General features: G+C 38.0%; 19 protein-coding genes. 10 read left to right on the forward strand and 9 right to left on the reverse strand.

Annotated elements, in window-relative coordinates; genetic code table 11:
- Positions 1-202: 202 nt before the first annotated feature.
- From EV693_RS01005 to hutZ, 5 genes are all read left to right on the forward strand, one after another.
- Positions 203-1,099 carry a heme/hemin ABC transporter substrate-binding protein gene (locus EV693_RS01005; protein WP_132500533.1) on the forward strand — a complete coding sequence of 299 codons (897 nt, stop codon included), beginning with the start codon at positions 203-205 and terminating at the stop codon, positions 1,097-1,099.
- Positions 1,096-2,082 (forward strand): FecCD family ABC transporter permease, encoded by a 987-nt coding sequence (locus EV693_RS01010; RefSeq protein WP_132500534.1) that lies wholly within the window; start codon positions 1,096-1,098, stop codon positions 2,080-2,082. The genes EV693_RS01005 and EV693_RS01010 overlap by 4 nt, the downstream gene beginning before the upstream one ends.
- Complete coding sequence (locus EV693_RS01015; protein ID WP_132500535.1) at positions 2,083-2,883, forward strand: heme ABC transporter ATP-binding protein; 801 nt, start codon at positions 2,083-2,085, stop codon at positions 2,881-2,883. It abuts the gene before it with no gap.
- 87 nt (positions 2,884-2,970) lie between these two features.
- Positions 2,971-3,465 carry a heme utilization cystosolic carrier protein HutX gene (gene hutX, locus EV693_RS01020; RefSeq protein WP_132500536.1) on the forward strand — a complete coding sequence of 165 codons (495 nt, stop codon included), beginning with the start codon at positions 2,971-2,973 and terminating at the stop codon, positions 3,463-3,465.
- 25 nt (positions 3,466-3,490) lie between these two features.
- Positions 3,491-4,015 carry a heme utilization protein HutZ gene (gene hutZ / locus EV693_RS01025; RefSeq protein ID WP_132500537.1) on the forward strand — a complete coding sequence of 175 codons (525 nt, stop codon included), beginning with the start codon at positions 3,491-3,493 and terminating at the stop codon, positions 4,013-4,015.
- 88 nt (positions 4,016-4,103) lie between these two features.
- On the opposite strand, the gene tehB is transcribed toward hutZ, so the two are convergent.
- The 7 genes from tehB to EV693_RS01060 all read right to left on the reverse strand — a co-directional run bounded on the left by tehB (position 4,104) and on the right by EV693_RS01060 (position 9,619).
- A complete protein-coding gene (tehB, locus tag EV693_RS01030; RefSeq protein WP_132500538.1) occupies positions 4,104-4,967 on the reverse strand; it encodes an SAM-dependent methyltransferase TehB in 864 nt (287 codons plus the stop codon).
- Positions 4,968-5,110: 143 nt separating this feature from the next.
- Positions 5,111-5,563 carry a 4-hydroxyphenylacetate 3-monooxygenase, reductase component gene (gene hpaC, locus EV693_RS01035; RefSeq protein WP_132500603.1) on the reverse strand — a complete coding sequence of 151 codons (453 nt, stop codon included), beginning with the start codon at positions 5,561-5,563 and terminating at the stop codon, positions 5,111-5,113.
- Between the two features lie 121 nt (positions 5,564-5,684).
- On the reverse strand, positions 5,685-5,999 hold the full coding sequence (locus EV693_RS01040) for an HI1450 family dsDNA-mimic protein (protein WP_132500539.1): 315 nt from the start codon (positions 5,997-5,999) through the stop codon (positions 5,685-5,687).
- Positions 6,000-6,082: 83 nt separating this feature from the next.
- The gene (gene purT, locus EV693_RS01045) at positions 6,083-7,267 is read right to left on the reverse strand and encodes a formate-dependent phosphoribosylglycinamide formyltransferase (RefSeq protein WP_132500540.1); all 1,185 of its coding nucleotides are present in this window, start codon (positions 7,265-7,267) and stop codon (positions 6,083-6,085) included.
- A 68-nt stretch (positions 7,268-7,335) separates the two neighbouring features.
- The gene (srmB, locus tag EV693_RS01050) at positions 7,336-8,661 is read right to left on the reverse strand and encodes an ATP-dependent RNA helicase SrmB (protein WP_132500541.1); all 1,326 of its coding nucleotides are present in this window, start codon (positions 8,659-8,661) and stop codon (positions 7,336-7,338) included.
- Between the two features lie 27 nt (positions 8,662-8,688).
- Entirely contained in the window at positions 8,689-9,138 is a 450-nt protein-coding gene (gene rimI, locus EV693_RS01055) for a ribosomal protein S18-alanine N-acetyltransferase (protein WP_132500542.1), read from the reverse strand.
- On the reverse strand, positions 9,131-9,619 hold the full coding sequence (locus tag EV693_RS01060; RefSeq protein WP_132500543.1) for a DNA polymerase III subunit psi: 489 nt from the start codon (positions 9,617-9,619) through the stop codon (positions 9,131-9,133). The genes rimI and EV693_RS01060 overlap by 8 nt, the downstream gene beginning before the upstream one ends.
- Positions 9,620-9,703: 84 nt before the next feature.
- Here EV693_RS01060 and rsmC point away from each other — a divergent pair, with 84 nt between their 5' ends.
- Positions 9,704-10,690, forward strand: coding sequence for a 16S rRNA (guanine(1207)-N(2))-methyltransferase RsmC (rsmC, locus tag EV693_RS01065; RefSeq protein WP_132500544.1), 987 nt, complete (start codon positions 9,704-9,706; stop codon positions 10,688-10,690).
- A 63-nt stretch (positions 10,691-10,753) separates the two neighbouring features.
- On the opposite strand, the gene radA is transcribed toward rsmC, so the two are convergent.
- Positions 10,754-12,133 carry a DNA repair protein RadA gene (gene radA / locus EV693_RS01070; protein ID WP_132500545.1) on the reverse strand — a complete coding sequence of 460 codons (1,380 nt, stop codon included), beginning with the start codon at positions 12,131-12,133 and terminating at the stop codon, positions 10,754-10,756.
- A gap of 185 nt (positions 12,134-12,318) precedes the next feature.
- Here radA and EV693_RS01075 point away from each other — a divergent pair, with 185 nt between their 5' ends.
- The 4 genes from EV693_RS01075 to EV693_RS01090 are packed head-to-tail and all read left to right on the forward strand — an operon-like array spanning position 12,319 to position 16,080.
- Positions 12,319-12,768, forward strand: coding sequence for a pilin (locus EV693_RS01075; protein WP_132500546.1), 450 nt, complete (start codon positions 12,319-12,321; stop codon positions 12,766-12,768).
- A gap of 51 nt (positions 12,769-12,819) precedes the next feature.
- Complete coding sequence (locus EV693_RS01080) at positions 12,820-14,235, forward strand: GspE/PulE family protein (RefSeq protein ID WP_132500547.1); 1,416 nt, start codon at positions 12,820-12,822, stop codon at positions 14,233-14,235.
- Positions 14,219-15,412, forward strand: coding sequence for a type II secretion system F family protein (locus EV693_RS01085; RefSeq protein WP_132500548.1), 1,194 nt, complete (start codon positions 14,219-14,221; stop codon positions 15,410-15,412). The genes EV693_RS01080 and EV693_RS01085 overlap by 17 nt, the downstream gene beginning before the upstream one ends.
- Positions 15,412-16,080, forward strand: coding sequence for a prepilin peptidase (locus EV693_RS01090; protein WP_132500549.1), 669 nt, complete (start codon positions 15,412-15,414; stop codon positions 16,078-16,080). Before EV693_RS01085 ends, EV693_RS01090 begins: the two co-directional genes overlap by 1 nt.
- Before the next feature lie 4 nt (positions 16,081-16,084).
- Here EV693_RS01090 and sixA read toward each other — a convergent pair whose 3' ends face one another.
- Complete coding sequence (gene sixA / locus EV693_RS01095) at positions 16,085-16,573, reverse strand: phosphohistidine phosphatase SixA (protein ID WP_132500550.1); 489 nt, start codon at positions 16,571-16,573, stop codon at positions 16,085-16,087.
- Between the last annotated feature and the right edge of the window lie 77 nt (positions 16,574-16,650).

Genomic DNA, 16,650 nt, shown 5'->3' on the forward strand with positions numbered 1-16,650 from the left:
ACGAGGGTTTAGAGTGAAAAAAGGTTTTGGTGAAAAACGGGTTTTGGAAAATAAAATTGTTCCATATTCTAGCAACTTGAAACCAAAATAACAAATGACACTAAAAACACTTACTTATTATTGATAATTGTTATCAATAAGGTAAAATACATCTTTGAAATATAAACTTATTACGCTAACTGCAGCCCTAAGGAAAACCATCATGAAAATTGCAAAATTTTTGCGTTATCTAACCGCTTGCTGTGCAATTGCGGCGATGTCTAGCTCGATTTACGCTCAAGATTCCCAAAAACAAAATTCTGACCAAGCACAAGAACAGAAAAGCCAACCAGAAAGAATAGTCAGTCTTGGCGGAGATGTAACTGAAATTATTTATGCTCTCAATGCAGAGCAAAATTTAGTTGGTCGAGATTCAACCAGCCTTCACCCCAAAGCAAAATCACTGCCAGATGTTGGCTATATGCGTCAATTAAATGTTGAAGGCATTCTCGCTTTAAAACCAACCCGAATCATCACGACAGAAGTTGCACAGCCTACCGTTGTCCTTAAACAATTAGAGGCAACGGGTGTAAAAGTGGATACGGTACCATTAAAATACAGTCCTGAAAGCGTGGTGGAAAAAATTAAGCAAATTGGTGAACTCCTTGGAAAAGAGGATCAAGCGGTCAAATTAGCCGAAAATTTTGCAGCACAAATCAAAGCGATTCCCTCCTCACCACTTGATGTCAAAATACTCTTTATCTTAAACCGTGCAGGTGCGAATAATATGGTTGCAGGAACAGACACAGTTGCTGATTCCGCTATTCGTTTAGTAGGGGCAAAAAATGCGATGGGGAATTTGGCTCGCTTTACTCCAATTTCTCAAGAAGGCATTATTGCCGCAAATCCTGATGTTGTAGTTTTAACCCATCTCGGCTTAAAACAGCTCGGGTCATTGGATAAATTATGGACATTAGCGGGTATGCAGCATACAAACGCTGCTAAACATCAAAATGTTGTCATCGTTGATGATATTGCCTTTTTAGCCTTTGGATTAACGATCCCAGCAGAATTACAAAAAATCCGTCAAGCAGCAGAAAAGGCATTAGCAACAAGATGAGTAAAATAGCGTGGCTCGCCAACCTGTTATTTTTGCTCATCATTACCATTTTGATTAGCTCAAATATTGGGGCTTTGTCGCTAACGTGGCAGGACTTATGGCATACGCCTTTCGAGCATAGCCAGTGGCAGATTTGGCTAAATATTCGCTTACCTCGAATTTTATTAGCTGTTATCGTTGGGCTTGCTCTTGCAGTGGCTGGCACATTGTTTCAAGGGCTTTTTCATAACCCAATGGCTGATCCAGCATTAATCGGCGTAAACAGCGGTGCGGCACTTGCAGTCGGCTTGTCTATTTTACTGCCGAGCTTAATACCTAAAGAATTTGCACTTTATGGCTCAATGGTCGCCGCCTTCATTGGCAGTGTTATTGTCTCCAGTCTGATCTATTTTCTAAGCTACCGTTCACAGGCATCAATGAATAAATTACTGTTAGCTGGTATTGCAGTCAATGCTCTCTGTTTTGCTGCCATTGGCGTACTCACCTATATCAGTAATGATCAGCAACTACGCCAATTTAGCCTCTGGACAATGGGCAGTCTTGGACAAGCACAATGGAAGCCTTTTCTCGTAGCAGCAGGTGTGATCTTACCCACTGTCTTTTACTCTCTCACCCTTGCCAATAAACTCAACTTACTGCAATTAGGCGATGAAGAAGCACATTATCTAGGCGTAAATGTCCCTCGTCTGAAAAAACAGTTAATTTTGCTAGGTGCATTGCTCGTTGGTGTGGCGGTCGCAGTCAGTGGAGCAATTGGCTTTATTGGATTGGTGGTTCCCCATCTTGTCCGTTTTCAATTAGGGGCAGATCATCGTTGGGTACTACCAGCCTCGGCATTATGCGGTGCGATTTTATTACTGATTGCAGATACCATTGCTCGCACGCTCATCGCTCCAGCTGAATTACCCGTTGGAATGCTCACTAGCTTTATTGGAGCCCCTTATTTCCTATGGCTTGTCATTCGTTATCGGGAGAACAGATAAATGTGCAAAAATTTCACGCATTTAGACCGCTTGTTGGAAAGTCAAAACCTTTGCTTTAGCTTAAACGATCGCTCCATTTTACATAACGTATCCATTAAACTATTTAAAGGACAATTCACTACATTAATTGGACCTAATGGTGCAGGAAAATCCACATTATTACGGCTACTTTCAGGCTACCTACGACCTCAAACAGGACGCTGCCTATTCAACGGCAAAGATATTCAGCAATATGATGCTCATACACTTGCAAAACAACGTGCTGTAATGCGTCAGCATAGCCAGCTCAACTTTCCTTTTTCCGTTGAGGAAGTCATCAAAATGGGCGGTTATCACCGCCGTAAGCAGGAAATTGCTGCACATTGGCAAACCATCATTAAGGCAACAGATTGTACTTCTTTACTGAATAAAGCCTATCGCCAACTATCAGGTGGCGAACAACAACGAGTGCAATTAGCAAGAGCGTTATTACAAATTTGGTCTGAAGATATGTCAGGCAAATTACTTTTCTTAGATGAACCCACCTCTGCCTTCGACTTATATCACCAACAGCACTGCTTACGCTTAATGGCAACACTTTGCCAAGAAAGAGGACTGAGCGTTTGTTGTGTGCTACACGATCTTAATCTTGCTGCATTATACAGCCAACAAATTGTGTTACTTGCCGATCAGCAAGTTCAAGAACAGGGTATGGTTTCAGAAGTACTCACCGAGCCAAATATTCAAGGTTGGTATAAAGCGGATCTTCATTTGGTTGCACATCAAACGGTAAATAGACCACAAGTCCAGTTACAGCAATAAATAATTACATCAATGTGATAAGGAATTATCTTGCGAATTTTAATCGTAAAAATATAATTAATAGCTATTATCAAATAAGGAAATCAAATGTTATCACTTCAACAACGAGTTGCCACTTATCTAACAGAACACCCAAATGCAATCACTTTAGAGATCGCCGAACAACTGAATATGCCAGAGGGCGATATTTTATGTGCTTTACCTGCACAATTTGTGCGTCTTTTCCCTGCAACACGAGCAAAAGATATTCTGACTGAAATCACAACGTGGGGGACATTTACCACCATCATTGAGAAAGAAGGCTCTATTTTTGAAATCAAAGATCGCTTTCCAACGGGTATTGTTGGTCGTGGTTATTACAACCTCAATATGAAAGGCGAGGAAGGTACATTGCATGGGCATCTCAAGCTAGACAATATCGCTCAGATTGCCTTTGTCAGCCTGCCTTTCCGTGGTAAAGAAAGTTACAATATTGCTTTTATCGCCCCAAATGGACAGACAATTTTTAAAGTTTATTTAGGTCGTGATGAACAACACCAACTGTTCTCCGATCAAGTTAAAAAGTTTAATGCATTCAATTAAATCATTCGCCATAAGGAAAACATCTATGTCAGACAGCCGCCAAGAAGTATTACAAAACCGTTTAGGTCCTGAACTCCAAGAATTAAAACAGCAAGTTAAAACCATTGTACTTGCCACAGTCGATCCAGAAGGAACACCGAACGTCAGCTATGCTCCTTTCATCATCAAAAATGGGGAATATCAGATTCTGATTTCTACCATTGCTCGCCACGCTCGTAATCTACAAGCCATACCAAGAGTATCATTGATGTTAATTGAAGATGAGAATAAAAGCCGTGAATTGTTTGCTCGCCGTCGCCTTACCTTTGATGCCACTGCACGAATAATTGAACGAGGTAGTCAAGAATGGCAAGAGGGCATAAAAGCCCTACAAGCTCGCCACGGTGATTTAGTCGCAGATTTATCTAACCTAGAAGATTTTAAGCTATTTGGCCTTAAACCTGAACAAGGACTTTTTGTAAAAGGGTTTGGCAAGGCTTTTCAAGTCAGTACAGATGATCTTGTGAGCTTTGTTCACCTAGACGAAGGACACAGAAAAGCTGAAGACTAGCCTTTGCATTTCTTCGCTCTCTATGGAAAAGAGAGAACGAAGAAATAAAGGCAAAACAGAGGCACTTTTTAGGCTGTTTTAAAGCTAATTACACGACTTTGCGAGCTAGGATTGTGGCAAATTTAAGTTGAATACGGTTACCGTTTTCGTCTGTTTTGTGTAAATGCCCAAGATCTTCGTTGTATTTAATCAGCTCCCAACCTTCGTAGTAGTTTCTCAATTCACCTTCAGAAAATGTGAAAGAAAAGGGCATTGGGCAAGGATATTCATCAGTACTCATTGCCCCTACGATTAAATTATAACCGCCAACTTTAGTATTTTTTTGCATATTCGCAATAATAGTAGGAATGCGTTCTCTTTTTAAAAACATCATAACGACAGTAGAAATAATGAGATCAAATTCTCCCTCAATCGTTGCGTGGTTAATATCATAAATACCTGTTTGAATGCCGTTTAATCCTTCTTTCTCAACCATGTGATTGAGAAAATGGATACTCTCTTGGTTGCAATCGACAGCAGTAACGTCAAAGCCGAGTAACTTCAGATAGAGTGCGTTGCGTCCTCGCCCACAACCTAAATCTAATGCCCTACCAGATTGAATATAATGAATAGCATTTAAGACTTCTGAATGAGTTGTTGTGAGGTTATATTTTTTCGCAAAATAATCTTCAGGTTTGCAATAAAAGGCGAGTTGGCACTCTAGATCATCGGTTAAGGCCTCTACTTTATGCCATACCTGAGGTTCTACGAAAGGTCGTTGGTTATTGGCATCGAAAATATTTTCGCTGATTACTTCGCCATCTTCAGTTAATTCGTAATATTTAATTGCCCCTTTTAAAATCGTGAGCTTTGCCCAAGTACCTACTTTTGTATTATGTTTTTCTTGGAACATTTGTGGCAAGTTAGCTTTTGTCCAGACTGGCATTTGCTTATAGCAGAGTAAATTTTGCATAAGTTTTCCTTATTAAATTTCAATTAATAGATACGAATTTTATAGGCTATTTTTTTAGGTGCAACAAAAAGACCGACTATTTTAGTCGGTCTTTTGCAAGTGGTTGATTTATATCAAAATTTTTCAAATTTTACATAAGGATATCAAATTGCAACAGATTTAAACTGCCGTCCAAAATAAACAAGACTGTGATTCGGCTGGACCTGGATATCATTCAATTTCACCACAAAAATTGTGTGTGTTCCCACTGCGTGAGTATCAATAATATCGCCAGTTAAAGAAGAGATAGCATCACGCAAAATCCATTGATTATCTACGCTAATATCCCAAAAATCCCACTCAAAGCGTTCTTCCATTGAGCTACAAAGCATACAGGCAAAATGTTTGGCGAGTTCTTCTTGTTCGTGATTTAGCACATTAATACAAACTTTACCATTTTGCTTGATAACATTGTGTAAATTGCTACTTTGATTCACGCAAAATAATAAAGTAGGCGGGCTGTCTGTCACAGAACAAACGGAGGAGACGGTAATCCCAACCTTACCTGCCTCACCATTGCTGGTTACAATACTCACTGCTGATGACAGATGAGCCATTGCGTGACGAAAAATTTGAGAAAATTCAGAAATTGACTCAGGCTTTGGAATGCAAGGTTTTGGCTCTGTTGTTTTTGTTACATTCGGTATGGCTTCTTTCAAGTGTCATTCTCCCTTAAAGCTATTCTTTCCAAATAATATGATATTCTCGATCCTCAACTCGATGTGAAATTAAAAATCGTGCGAAAACATCGTCCATTTCATCTTGCTCATTTATCAAGCCAACCCAAACTTCCGCATATTCATTAGGATCAATCAATACGCCAATTTCTTCTGCCCAGTTATCGCTTGTCTCAACCATCTCAACCGCCCCTCGTACTTCAAATTGCAGATTAAAGAGTAATATATCGGCAGGATCAAGATTTTCACCAGCCATCTCTAAAAAAATATCATAGGCAATATCAATAGCTTCATCGGGCGTTAATTTTGTGGTCATTTCATTTTCCTTGGCGTTAACATTGCTGTTTTAACCGATTAGCAAGCGGTTAAATTCGGCAAAAATTTTACAATTTAGCTTAATTATTTCAGTGTAACTTCCAGTTGATTATATGCTCGATTGGCTTTTTCTCGTGCCTTTTCAACCGTTTCATCACGAGCCAGAATTACCCCTAAACGACGGTGTCCATTTACTTCACCTTTACCAAATAGACGTAAATTGGTATTAGCTTCAGATAACACTCGCTCTAAACCACTGAAGGAGATCTGTTTGGACTGTCCTTCTACAACAATAGCTTTAGATGCTGAGGGGCTAATTAATGAGATAGGTGGCACAGGCAAACCTAATATCGCACGGGCATGTAAAGCAAATTCGGACAGTTCCTGCGAAATAAGTGTTACCATACCTGTATCGTGTGGGCGAGGGGAGACTTCGTTAAAAATAACCTCATCGCCACAAACAAATAGCTCAACGCCAAAGATACCTCGCCCGCCCAGTGCGGAGGTAATCTTTTCTGCGATATCTTCTGCTTTTTGGCGAGCAATATCAGACATTGCTTGTGGCTGCCACGACTCTCGATAGTCGCCATCAATTTGGATATGCCCTATTGGAGGTAAAAAAGACGTACCTTGAATATGGCGAACAGTGAGTAATGATATTTCGTAGTCAAACTGAATAAAGCCTTCAACAATTACTCGCCCTTTACCTGCACGCCCCCCTTGTTGAGCATAGTCCCACGCTGGTTGAATATCCTCATTGGATTTAACAATGCTTTGTCCGTGCCCTGATGATGACATCACAGGTTTAACGACTGCAGGCAGACCGATTTCAGCGATAGCCTGAGTAAACTGCTCGAAACTATCGACAAAGCGGTAAGGCGATGTTGGGATTGCCAGTTCTTCTGCCGCTAAACGTCGAATGCCCTCTCTATCCATCGTTAATTTTGTCGCTTTTGCACTTGGAATAACCTGATAGCCTTCCTGCTCAAGATCCACGAGTGTATCAGTGTCAATTGCCTCTACTTCTGGAATGATAAAATCTGGTTTTTCCTGTTCAACTAACGTTCGTAACGATTGCCCATCAAGCATATTAATTGTGTATGCTCGATGGGCAACTTGTTGTGCTGGTGCATTTTCGTAGCGATCGACAGCAATAACTTCAACGCCCAAACGTTGTAATTCAATCACAACTTCTTTCCCCAGTTCCCCAGCTCCGAGCATCATGACTTTCGTTGCGTTTGTTGTAAGAGGTGTGCCAATTGTGGTCATATATTATCCTTTTGTATCCAAAATAAATCTTATTTGCAAAATAATTTCGATATTGAACCGCTTGTGTATTATTCTGTGGTAGCACTACTTGCAGGCTTACGACGTTTACCAATATTTTTAGTCTCTTTGTGACGGATTTTTGCTTTTTTCTTCGCGGATTCTTTTTTCTCTTCTCGTTTTTTCTTTAGACGTGCTTTTTGTTTTTTACTGACACTATTTATTTCATCTTCTTTCGGAGCCTTTGTGCGAGGTTCTAGACCTTCGATGGTTCTAGGCTTTAAGATTTCTTCAGTATAACGTTGAATTTTACCAAGTAATGAGTAATCGTGAGCTTCGACCAAAGATACCGCTGAGCCTTTTTTGCCAGCTCGAGCGGTACGCCCAATACGGTGCAAGTAAGTATCAGCACTATAAGGCAAATCATAGTTGATTACAAAATCTACATCATCAATATCAATACCACGAGCGGCAACATCGGTTGCCACTAACAAATTTACCACCCCCTCTTTCAAGCGGTTAATTGTCTGTATTCGCTGTGTTTGAGCCATTTTGCCCTCTAAGTGAGTGGTTCGAATTCCTCGTTTACGCAAGATTTCGCTTAATTCCCGAACGATTTCACGACGGCGAACAAACACAATGGCTCTTTCAATTTCAAATTCACTCACTAAACGAGCCAATAATTTCGTTTTATGCTCAACATTATCTGCGTGATAATACCATTGATGAATTTTCTTACGCTCACGGCGACTAGGTTGTGCATCTACTTTCAATGGATTATTCAGCATTCTGTCAGCAAAATTAACTAATAGCTCGCCTTCCAAGGTGGCTGAAAATAACCAAGTAAATTGCCGCCAACGAGTCTCTGCAGCGATTTTTTCTGCATCTTGCCCAAACCCCATTTGTAACATACGATCAGCTTCATCGAAAATTAAAATCTCAACGGCACGACAGTCAAAGTTTTCTTCCTTAATATACTGTAATAAACGCCCAGGAGTGGCGACAACAAGATCCTGATTGCTATTAAAGACCTCGCCGTGATTTTGATAAGCAACGCCACCTGTAATCGTAGCAACCTTGAGAGAAGTAAAGTGAGCGAGCTCTTGTGCCTGCTGAGCCACTTGCATTGCCAACTCACGAGTAGGGGTCAGCACTAATATGCGTGGAGCACCTGGTTTACGACGAGGATTATCCAATAGATGTTGCAAGGCAGGTAATAAAAATGCGGCAGTTTTGCCAGTACCTGTTGGGGCAGATCCCAACACATCACGTCCTTGCATTGCCGCAGGAATAACGGCTTGCTGAATTGCCATTGGGCGTTGAAAGCCTTTCTTTGTTAAGGCTTTTAACAACAGTGGGTTTAAATCAAAATCTTCAAAAGTTAAAAAAGTATTCATAGGATCCTGTTAAATTAGAGTGTTCTGTCAGAGATAAAGTGCCATTACCAGTGCGTTCTCACGTTTGCCATCAGGCGTTGGGTAATAATTCTTACGCAGTGTAACTTCATTAAAATTCATTTTTCGATATAGTTGCTGTGCAGCTTGATTCGATTCACGCACCTCAAGCCAAAGTGTTAATACGCCTTTTGTTCGCAATTGCAAAATTAATGCCTCAAGTAACCGCTTACCATACCCCTTTCCTTGCCATTTTGGGCTAACGGCAACGTTAAATAAGGTAGCTTCATCAAGAATTACTTGGCAAACGGCAAACGCAACGATCTGATTTCCAAGGCTTAATTTTAAATTGAGATAACGCTCGCCTTGATTATTTAATAGTGTTCCTTTTGACCAAGGCACAAGATGAGCCTGCTGCTCAATGTCAAATAAATGCTCAAAATCCTGCTCTGTTACATTTTCAATGAAAGGTTCAATCATATTTTTCCTCAGGCATTCTTCCCTCAATAAGCATTTTTTCCTTAAAATGTTGGCAAAATGGTTCTATCTGTTGCCAAAATTGGCGTTTTTTATCTGATTGGTGTAGTTCTACCCAGCGTTCATTTTTCCATATAATGACCTGTTTTTCTTTGATGAGACGGTCTTTTACAAATTTCTCTTCCCAAGTTACCGCTTGTTCTGACGACTGAATAAGCCAAAAAATAGGTTGACTTTGCCGATGCGATAATGAAATCCGCAAACTTTGCTCAACATTGACCCATTGATAGCTATATTTGTCCAACCCAAGAGTATATAAAATGTCTTGGAATAGCTGGCTATGTTGATGATTTTCATCACATACGACAACCAATTTGATCAAATGCCCCAAATGAATGAGTGCCTCACCTTGCAATGCGTGCGGTTTGGTTAATACCCATTGTGGGATATTCATCTCATTTAATAATAAATCACGCCGATTCATTGCATTTCCTCACAAAAGTGTAGGGAATGGTAGCAAAAATCGGTAGAATGCAGAAATGATTTTGTAATATTAAAGTGGAAATTTATGTTATCTCTCGAAAGTGAAGTATTAATGCGTCATTTAGATAAATTTAACGGCAAAAATGTTCTGTTATTTGGCTATGTTCGGGATCAGTTTTGTCAGCAGATTCAATATAATGCAAATAATGTTACACTATTTAGTAGTTATTTTGATTATACACGTCATCACCACAACGTCCTCTTTGGATTAGAGTGTCAAGTTAATGCGGATTTAGGAGTCTACTATTGGGCTAAAAACAAGCAAGAGTGTAAATTTCAATTAATGCAATGGCTTTCGATCTGCTCTGTTGGTCAAGAATTGATGATTATTGGAGAAAACCGCTCAGGCGTACGCTCTACAGAAACGATGCTTGACCATTTTGGCAAGATTCATAAAGTTGATTCTGCACGCCGTTGCAGCCTCTATCATTTCACATTAACACAACCGCCTATTTTTAATTGCAAAGATTTTTGGAAATCTTACCGCTTAAACGATCTTGAAATATTCGCATTACCAGCTGTTTTTAGCTCAAACGAGCTTGATAATGGTTCAAGATTGTTACTTTCTACTTTTGAACAGAATACACTATTAAAAGGTAATGTGCTGGATTTAGGCTGTGGTGCAGGTGTTCTAGGGCTTTGTCTAAAACAACAATTTCCACATATTCAGCTAACAATGTCAGATATTCACGCAATGGCAATCGCCTCCAGTCAGCGTTCATTAACCGAAAATCAACTCGACGGCACTGTAATAGCCAGTGATGTGTTTTCAGATATCCAAGGAAAATTTGATTTGATTGTTTCTAATCCGCCTTTCCATGATGGTATAGACACAAGTTATCAAGCGGTAAAGTTGTTAATTGAGCAGGCTAAAAAATATTTGAATAAAGGTGGTGAATTACGCCTTGTTGCGAATAGCTTTCTGCCTTATCCAGAATTGCTTGACAAGGCGTTTGGCTCACATAAAGTACTGGCAAAATCCACTAAATTTAAAGTATATTCAGCGAAATAATGGCTTTCGATGATTGTGTCGAACACTGTAAATTTTGCCTAGTGCGACTAACGGTGTTTGGCGTTACAAATTACCAATAATATCTAGTGCATCACTCAATTTTTTGACTGTATGCACGTCCATTCCTTTAATCGGCTTTTTAGGGGCGTTACCTGCTGGCACAATAGCACGCTTAAAGCCGTGTTTGGCAGCTTCACTAATCCGTTCTTGCCCACTAGGCACAGGACGAATTTCGCCTGCCAGTCCCACTTCTCCAAATACAACTAAATCTTGAGGTAGAGGGCGATTGCGGAAACTAGAAATTAGTGCCAGCAATAGAGCTAAATCTGCACTTGTCTCTGTTACTTTTACTCCTCCCACCACGTTCACAAAAACATCTTGATCAGACATTTGTAATCCACCGTGGCGATGTAACACAGCAAGCAAAAGCGATAGTCTATTTTGCTCTAGCCCCACAGCCACACGACGAGGATTCGCTAACATTGAGTGATCGACTAATGCTTGAATTTCTACCAATAATGGACGAGTCCCCTCCCAAAGTACCATCACTGAACTACCAGCGGTTTGCTCATCACTGCGACTAAGGAATATTGCAGATGGGTTCTTAACTTCTTTAAGTCCTTGTTCTGTCATTGCAAATACCCCTAACTCATTGACCGCACCAAAACGGTTTTTATGGCTGCGTAATGTGCGATAACGAGAATCGGATTCACCTTCTAGTAAAATTGAACAATCAATACAATGCTCTAACACTTTTGGACCTGCTAATGTCCCATCTTTGGTAACGTGTCCGACCATCACAATAGCAACTTGGTGTGTCTTTGCATAACGAGTCAAAAAAGAGGCACATTCACGCACCTGTGCAACACTACCTGGAGAGGATTGAATATCTGCAAGATGCATTACTTGAATAGAGTCAATGACGATTAATTTAGGCTTTTCTTGATCAGCAATATTACAAATATACTCAACTGAAGTTTCGGACAGCATTTTTAGATGTTCAGTTGGCAGCCCAAGTCGATGAGCTCGCATTGCCACTTGTTGTAGAGATTCCTCTCCTGTAACATAGAGTGTCGGAATTGTCGCTGACAGCCCACACATTACTTGCAGAAGCAGAGTACTCTTACCCGCACCAGGGTGTCCACCAATTAAAATCGCACTACCAGGAACAATGCCGCCACCTAACACTCGATCTAATTCATAAAAGCCACTGCTAAAACGAGGTACTTCTTGTAAATCAATTTCGGATAATGTTTGTACTTTGCCAGATACTTCGCCTGCATAACCACTGAAACGAGCATTTTTACTTTCCTGCTTGACCGAAATAAGGCGAACTTCACTGATCGTATTCCACGCTAGACAAGCCTTACATTGACCTAGCCAGCGAGCATATTCTGCACCACAATCATTACACACATAAGCCGTTTTTGGTGCTTTTGCCATAGTTACCTCATAAACTCACCAATTAGAATGTGTTACATAATAGCAAAAAATACTGTTCAAATAAACAGTTGTTATTTATTTTTGCGATCTACATCGAAAAAATAAATTTTCTAACTCGCCTTTTTTGCTAAAAGCCGAGACTATACGGAAAATTTTTTTTCCTCACCTAATTATTGGGAGTATCTATGAAAATTACATTAATTAGCCCTATTCAAAAAGCCTTTACCTTAATTGAATTAATGATCGTGATTGCAATTATTGCCATTCTCGCCACAATTGCTATTCCCTCCTATAACAATTACACCAAAAAAGCTGCCTTATCTGAGCTTTTACAAGCCTCAGCTTCGTATAAATCTGATGTAGAAATCTGTATTTATAATTTAGGTAACCTAACTGAATGCAGCTCAGGGAAAAACGGCATTCAAGCAGCTAAAAATAATCTTAATGAAACACAATATTTAAAAAGCGTTTCTGCTAATGCTGGTGTAATCACGGTTGAAGGTAAAGGGAGCATTGATGGCTATAGCTATACTTTAACACCAAAATTTTCTAATAATCATATTACTTGGACAACAGGTTGTTTGGGAAATGATACAGCTATTTTTCCTGCTGGATTTTGTGGCAAAAATCCATAAATTGAAATAAGTCAAAAAACTAAAACGCCCAAAAATGAAAGAGCGTACTGTATGAAAGAAAAAGAACACCACCAATACGCAATTTGTGAACGTAATAGTAAACGTGTATTTCATATCTGCGAAAAATTATGGCAGAAGAATATTGAGCAGAAAATGACTTTATTACGTTATTTAGCTTTGCCTATTCAGGAAACGGAAGATAAGCTCTATTTAGCAATTGATGATGAAAAAAATCTTAATGCCTGTGAAACATTCGCTTTTTTGTGGCATAAAAAAATAGAGCCAATTTTGGTTTCATCTGATGAGTTAAAATATCTATTAAATGCACTTTCTCCAGAGAATAATTATTCTGATGAGCTACTCAACGTTGATTACGCTACTCAGCAGAGCATAAATAAACAAGTAAACTTTACTGATCCAATTATTCAAATCTTAGATAGCTTATTTAAATTTTGTATTATTGAGAATGCCTCGGATATTCATATTGAGCCTCGCAAGATGCATTTAGTTATCCGATTGCGTATTGATGGCGTTTTGCATCTTTATAAAACCTTTTCTCATAGTTTAACTAGCCGAATAACTTCACGGCTTAAATTATTAGCTAAACTGGATATTAGTGAATCTCGCCTCCCTCAAGATGGACAATTTAGTTTTACGACTTTGCTTGGCGATACACTGGATTTTCGAGTCTCAACATTACCCTGTCATTATGGTGAAAAATTAGTGTTACGTTTACAAAAGAACAAACCAACCCATTTTGATTTTATCACATTGGGATTTACGACTAAACAGCAGAAATTATTCCTCAATATGCTTAAACAACCGCAAGGGCTAATTCTCGTAACAGGTCCAACAGGAAGTGGAAAAAGTATTACGCTCTATAGTGCATTAAATTATCTCAATCAAACAGATAAACATATTTTAACAGCTGAAGATCCGATCGAAATTGAAATTGATGGATTAGTTCAAACACAGGTTAATCCAGCATTACAATTAGATTTTAGTTATTTGTTAAGAACGTTCTTACGACAAGATCCTGATATTATTATGTTGGGTGAAATTCGAGATAAGGAAAGTGCTAAAATTGCGTTGCAAGCTGCACAAACGGGGCATCTAGTGCTTTCCACATTGCATACTAACGATGCACTGTCGGCAATAGAAAGATTATATCAATTGGGTATTCAAGAGTATGAAATCCACAACGCATTATTGCTCGTAGTTGCACAACGTCTTGTCCGTAAAATTTGCTTAAAATGTGAAGGAATAGGGTGTGGTAATTGCTATCAAGGCTATAAAGGACGAATTGGAATTTACCAACTACTTAGTCGTACTACAAAATATTTTGATAAACAGACCGCTTACCTAGATTATGCTACGTTATTACAAAGTGCAAAACAAAAGATAAATGATAAACAAACTAATTTAGCGGAAGTTGAAAGAGTGTTAGGTGATGTTGAAAATATATGAATACCGCTGGAAAGCCATAAACCGTTTTGGTCAAAGACGTTATGGTAAAAGCCTTTCTATTACTCAAGAAAACCTAGAGCAACAACTAATTGCCAAGGGATACCAGCAAATTAAATTAATCCGAAATTTTACCTTAACAAAAAGAGTAAAACCTACCGAAATAACACAATTACTCACCCAGCTCGCATTACTATTAGATGCGGCTATTCCACTGAAACAAGCATTAGCAATGTTGTTAGAAAACTGTGATCGTTTACCTTTATATCAATGGTTATATATGATTATTGAAAATATAGAAAAAGGATTTTCATTTTCAACCTCTCTAGAAAAATCAGGTAAATATTTGCAATTACAAGAAATACAATTAATTAAAATGGGGGAAATCAGCGGTAACTTACCAGTATTACTGTCTAATCTTGCTCAAGCAAGAAATAAATCAGAAAAGCTGACAAAAAAAATCAAGAAGATTATGTTTTATCCTGCGATTGTCTTAGCTATTTCTATGACCTTAGCTATTCTTTTGCTGCTATTTATTGTCCCTCAGTTTGTGGCTTTATACGGAGATAATGACTCATTACCGATAATGACAAAAATTTTATTTTATCTTTCACAATTTTTACAACATTCAATTATATACCTTATTATAGCTTTATCTTTTACCTATTTAATTGCATATTTTATTAATAAAAAGACCGCTTATATACAGAAAATTATCTTTAAACTATTAAGTGTAATGCCTCTTTTCAAGAATATTATTAATCAATCTCGCATAATCTATTTTTGCCAAAATTGTGCGTTGATGTTAAATGCTCATATTAGACTAGATAAAGCTTTAACCTCTTTTCTATCTGAAAAAACTAAAGATCCAATATTACAACAAGAAGTACAATTTTCCCTGCAGCTACTAGAAAAAGGCTTTCAGCTATCTGATGGTTTAAATCCACATCATTTTAATGCCGAAGTTATTCAAATGATAAGGATAGGCGAGAAAAGCAGCCAATTAGTAAAAATGTTTGAAAGCATTACTACGATTTATCAACAAAAATTAGATCATCAAATTGATTTACTTTCACAACTTTTAGAACCAATGTTAATGCTAATTTTAGGTATCATCGTGGGAAGCATTATTATTGGGTTGTATTTACCTATTTTTGATATGGGAACAATGGTAAAATAATGCTGTTATTTATCTTAAGTATTTTATTCGCATATTGGTTTAATATGGAATTTTCTCTATTTCCTAAAAAGATTAATCAGCAAGTTTATAACGATTATGCTTCGTTAAATGTGGATCATATTAGTAAAGAAAAATTTCTAGTACAGTCTAACTTAAAAAATAAAAATATTTATCAGTCTTTATGCTTAATCATTCTATTTCCTTCGATAGCATTTATATCTAACGATCATTCTACTCTCGTTATTTGTATTTTATGGATTATTATCTATCTTTCATTATTAGACATTGCTTATTATCTTACGGATAGTAAATATATTGCAGTGATTTTCTTTCTTAGTATCTGTGAGCTTGTTGAACAATCAAATTTTGTTTTAAGAGAAAATCTACTAAATTTTTTATTTACCTCTCTTTTCTTTTTTATTCTACACTTTATCAGTAATTTTTTATTCAAAAAAGAAGGGTTGGGGCTGGGGGATATTTTACTTTTTATCGGTATTGCACCACTATTTAATCTTCATCAAATGCTAGGCGTAATACTTTCCGCTTGCTTTTTAGGCATTTGCTTCTTTATTGGTTATTTCTTTATAACTCAAATAAAATTATCCAAACTACCTTTCATTCCATTTATTGCTTTTGGTGTACTATTAATTAAGGTGGTTATTAAATAATTTATTAATGAGGAACTTGGCTTATAATTAATTTTCCCTGCTGGTCTTGATAATTAATTTCAGCAATGACAGCAGGATAAAAATGCACACTATATTGAAACTGAGTTAAGTGTTGAACCAAATCAAAAACAAGCGGAAGGTGAGAAATTAGGAACACATTTTGCTTTTCTGCCGCTATCGTCTCTAAATAATCAACGACGAGTTGTGCATTGCTAGATGGAGTAATTCCTTGCCAATTTTCAGTAATCTTTGCAAAATTTTGTTCAAATTTGGCCGCTTGCATTCCTTTAATGACATTAAACCACGTTTGTTGAGCTCTAATATAAGGACTAACGAATACCGCATCTAAATTCACCTTTTGCTCAATGAGACGTTTAGCAAGCCACTTTCCTTGTTCAAATGCCATCATATTCCCTCGCTCAGTAAGTGTTCTTTGGCTATCTGTAAAAGTATTCAAACCTGCTTCACCGTGTCTCATTATCCAGATATTCATCTCGCATTTCAACTTTAAACTAAATCAAATTGAGCGTATAATGCACGGAGTTTTTCGTGGTTGCAACTTTTTCTTTA

Source organism: Nicoletella semolina (genome assembly GCF_004345745.1).
Taxonomy (GTDB): Bacteria; Pseudomonadota; Gammaproteobacteria; order Enterobacterales; family Pasteurellaceae; genus Nicoletella; species Nicoletella semolina.

What these genes read in the sequence shown, in the direction of transcription:
- EV693_RS01005 (WP_132500533.1), top strand. Translation starts at nt 203, where the DNA reads ATGAAAATTGCAAAATTTTTGCGTTATCTAACCGCTTGCTGTGCAATT.
- EV693_RS01010 (WP_132500534.1), top strand. Translation starts at nt 1,096, where the DNA reads ATGAGTAAAATAGCGTGGCTCGCCAACCTGTTATTTTTGCTCATCATT.
- EV693_RS01015 (WP_132500535.1), top strand. Translation starts at nt 2,083, where the DNA reads ATGTGCAAAAATTTCACGCATTTAGACCGCTTGTTGGAAAGTCAAAAC.
- hutX (WP_132500536.1), top strand. Translation starts at nt 2,971, where the DNA reads ATGTTATCACTTCAACAACGAGTTGCCACTTATCTAACAGAACACCCA.
- hutZ (WP_132500537.1), top strand. Translation starts at nt 3,491, where the DNA reads ATGTCAGACAGCCGCCAAGAAGTATTACAAAACCGTTTAGGTCCTGAA.
- tehB (WP_132500538.1), bottom strand. Translation starts at nt 4,967, where the DNA reads ATGCAAAATTTACTCTGCTATAAGCAAATGCCAGTCTGGACAAAAGCT.
- hpaC (WP_132500603.1), bottom strand. Translation starts at nt 5,563, where the DNA reads ATGGCTCATCTGTCATCAGCAGTGAGTATTGTAACCAGCAATGGTGAG.
- EV693_RS01040 (WP_132500539.1), bottom strand. Translation starts at nt 5,999, where the DNA reads ATGACCACAAAATTAACGCCCGATGAAGCTATTGATATTGCCTATGAT.
- purT (WP_132500540.1), bottom strand. Translation starts at nt 7,267, where the DNA reads ATGACCACAATTGGCACACCTCTTACAACAAACGCAACGAAAGTCATG.
- srmB (WP_132500541.1), bottom strand. Translation starts at nt 8,661, where the DNA reads ATGAATACTTTTTTAACTTTTGAAGATTTTGATTTAAACCCACTGTTG.
- rimI (WP_132500542.1), bottom strand. Translation starts at nt 9,138, where the DNA reads ATGATTGAACCTTTCATTGAAAATGTAACAGAGCAGGATTTTGAGCAT.
- EV693_RS01060 (WP_132500543.1), bottom strand. Translation starts at nt 9,619, where the DNA reads ATGAATCGGCGTGATTTATTATTAAATGAGATGAATATCCCACAATGG.
- rsmC (WP_132500544.1), top strand. Translation starts at nt 9,704, where the DNA reads ATGTTATCTCTCGAAAGTGAAGTATTAATGCGTCATTTAGATAAATTT.
- radA (WP_132500545.1), bottom strand. Translation starts at nt 12,133, where the DNA reads ATGGCAAAAGCACCAAAAACGGCTTATGTGTGTAATGATTGTGGTGCA.
- EV693_RS01075 (WP_132500546.1), top strand. Translation starts at nt 12,319, where the DNA reads ATGAAAATTACATTAATTAGCCCTATTCAAAAAGCCTTTACCTTAATT.
- EV693_RS01080 (WP_132500547.1), top strand. Translation starts at nt 12,820, where the DNA reads ATGAAAGAAAAAGAACACCACCAATACGCAATTTGTGAACGTAATAGT.
- EV693_RS01085 (WP_132500548.1), top strand. Translation starts at nt 14,219, where the DNA reads ATGTTGAAAATATATGAATACCGCTGGAAAGCCATAAACCGTTTTGGT.
- EV693_RS01090 (WP_132500549.1), top strand. Translation starts at nt 15,412, where the DNA reads ATGCTGTTATTTATCTTAAGTATTTTATTCGCATATTGGTTTAATATG.
- sixA (WP_132500550.1), bottom strand. Translation starts at nt 16,573, where the DNA reads ATGAATATCTGGATAATGAGACACGGTGAAGCAGGTTTGAATACTTTT.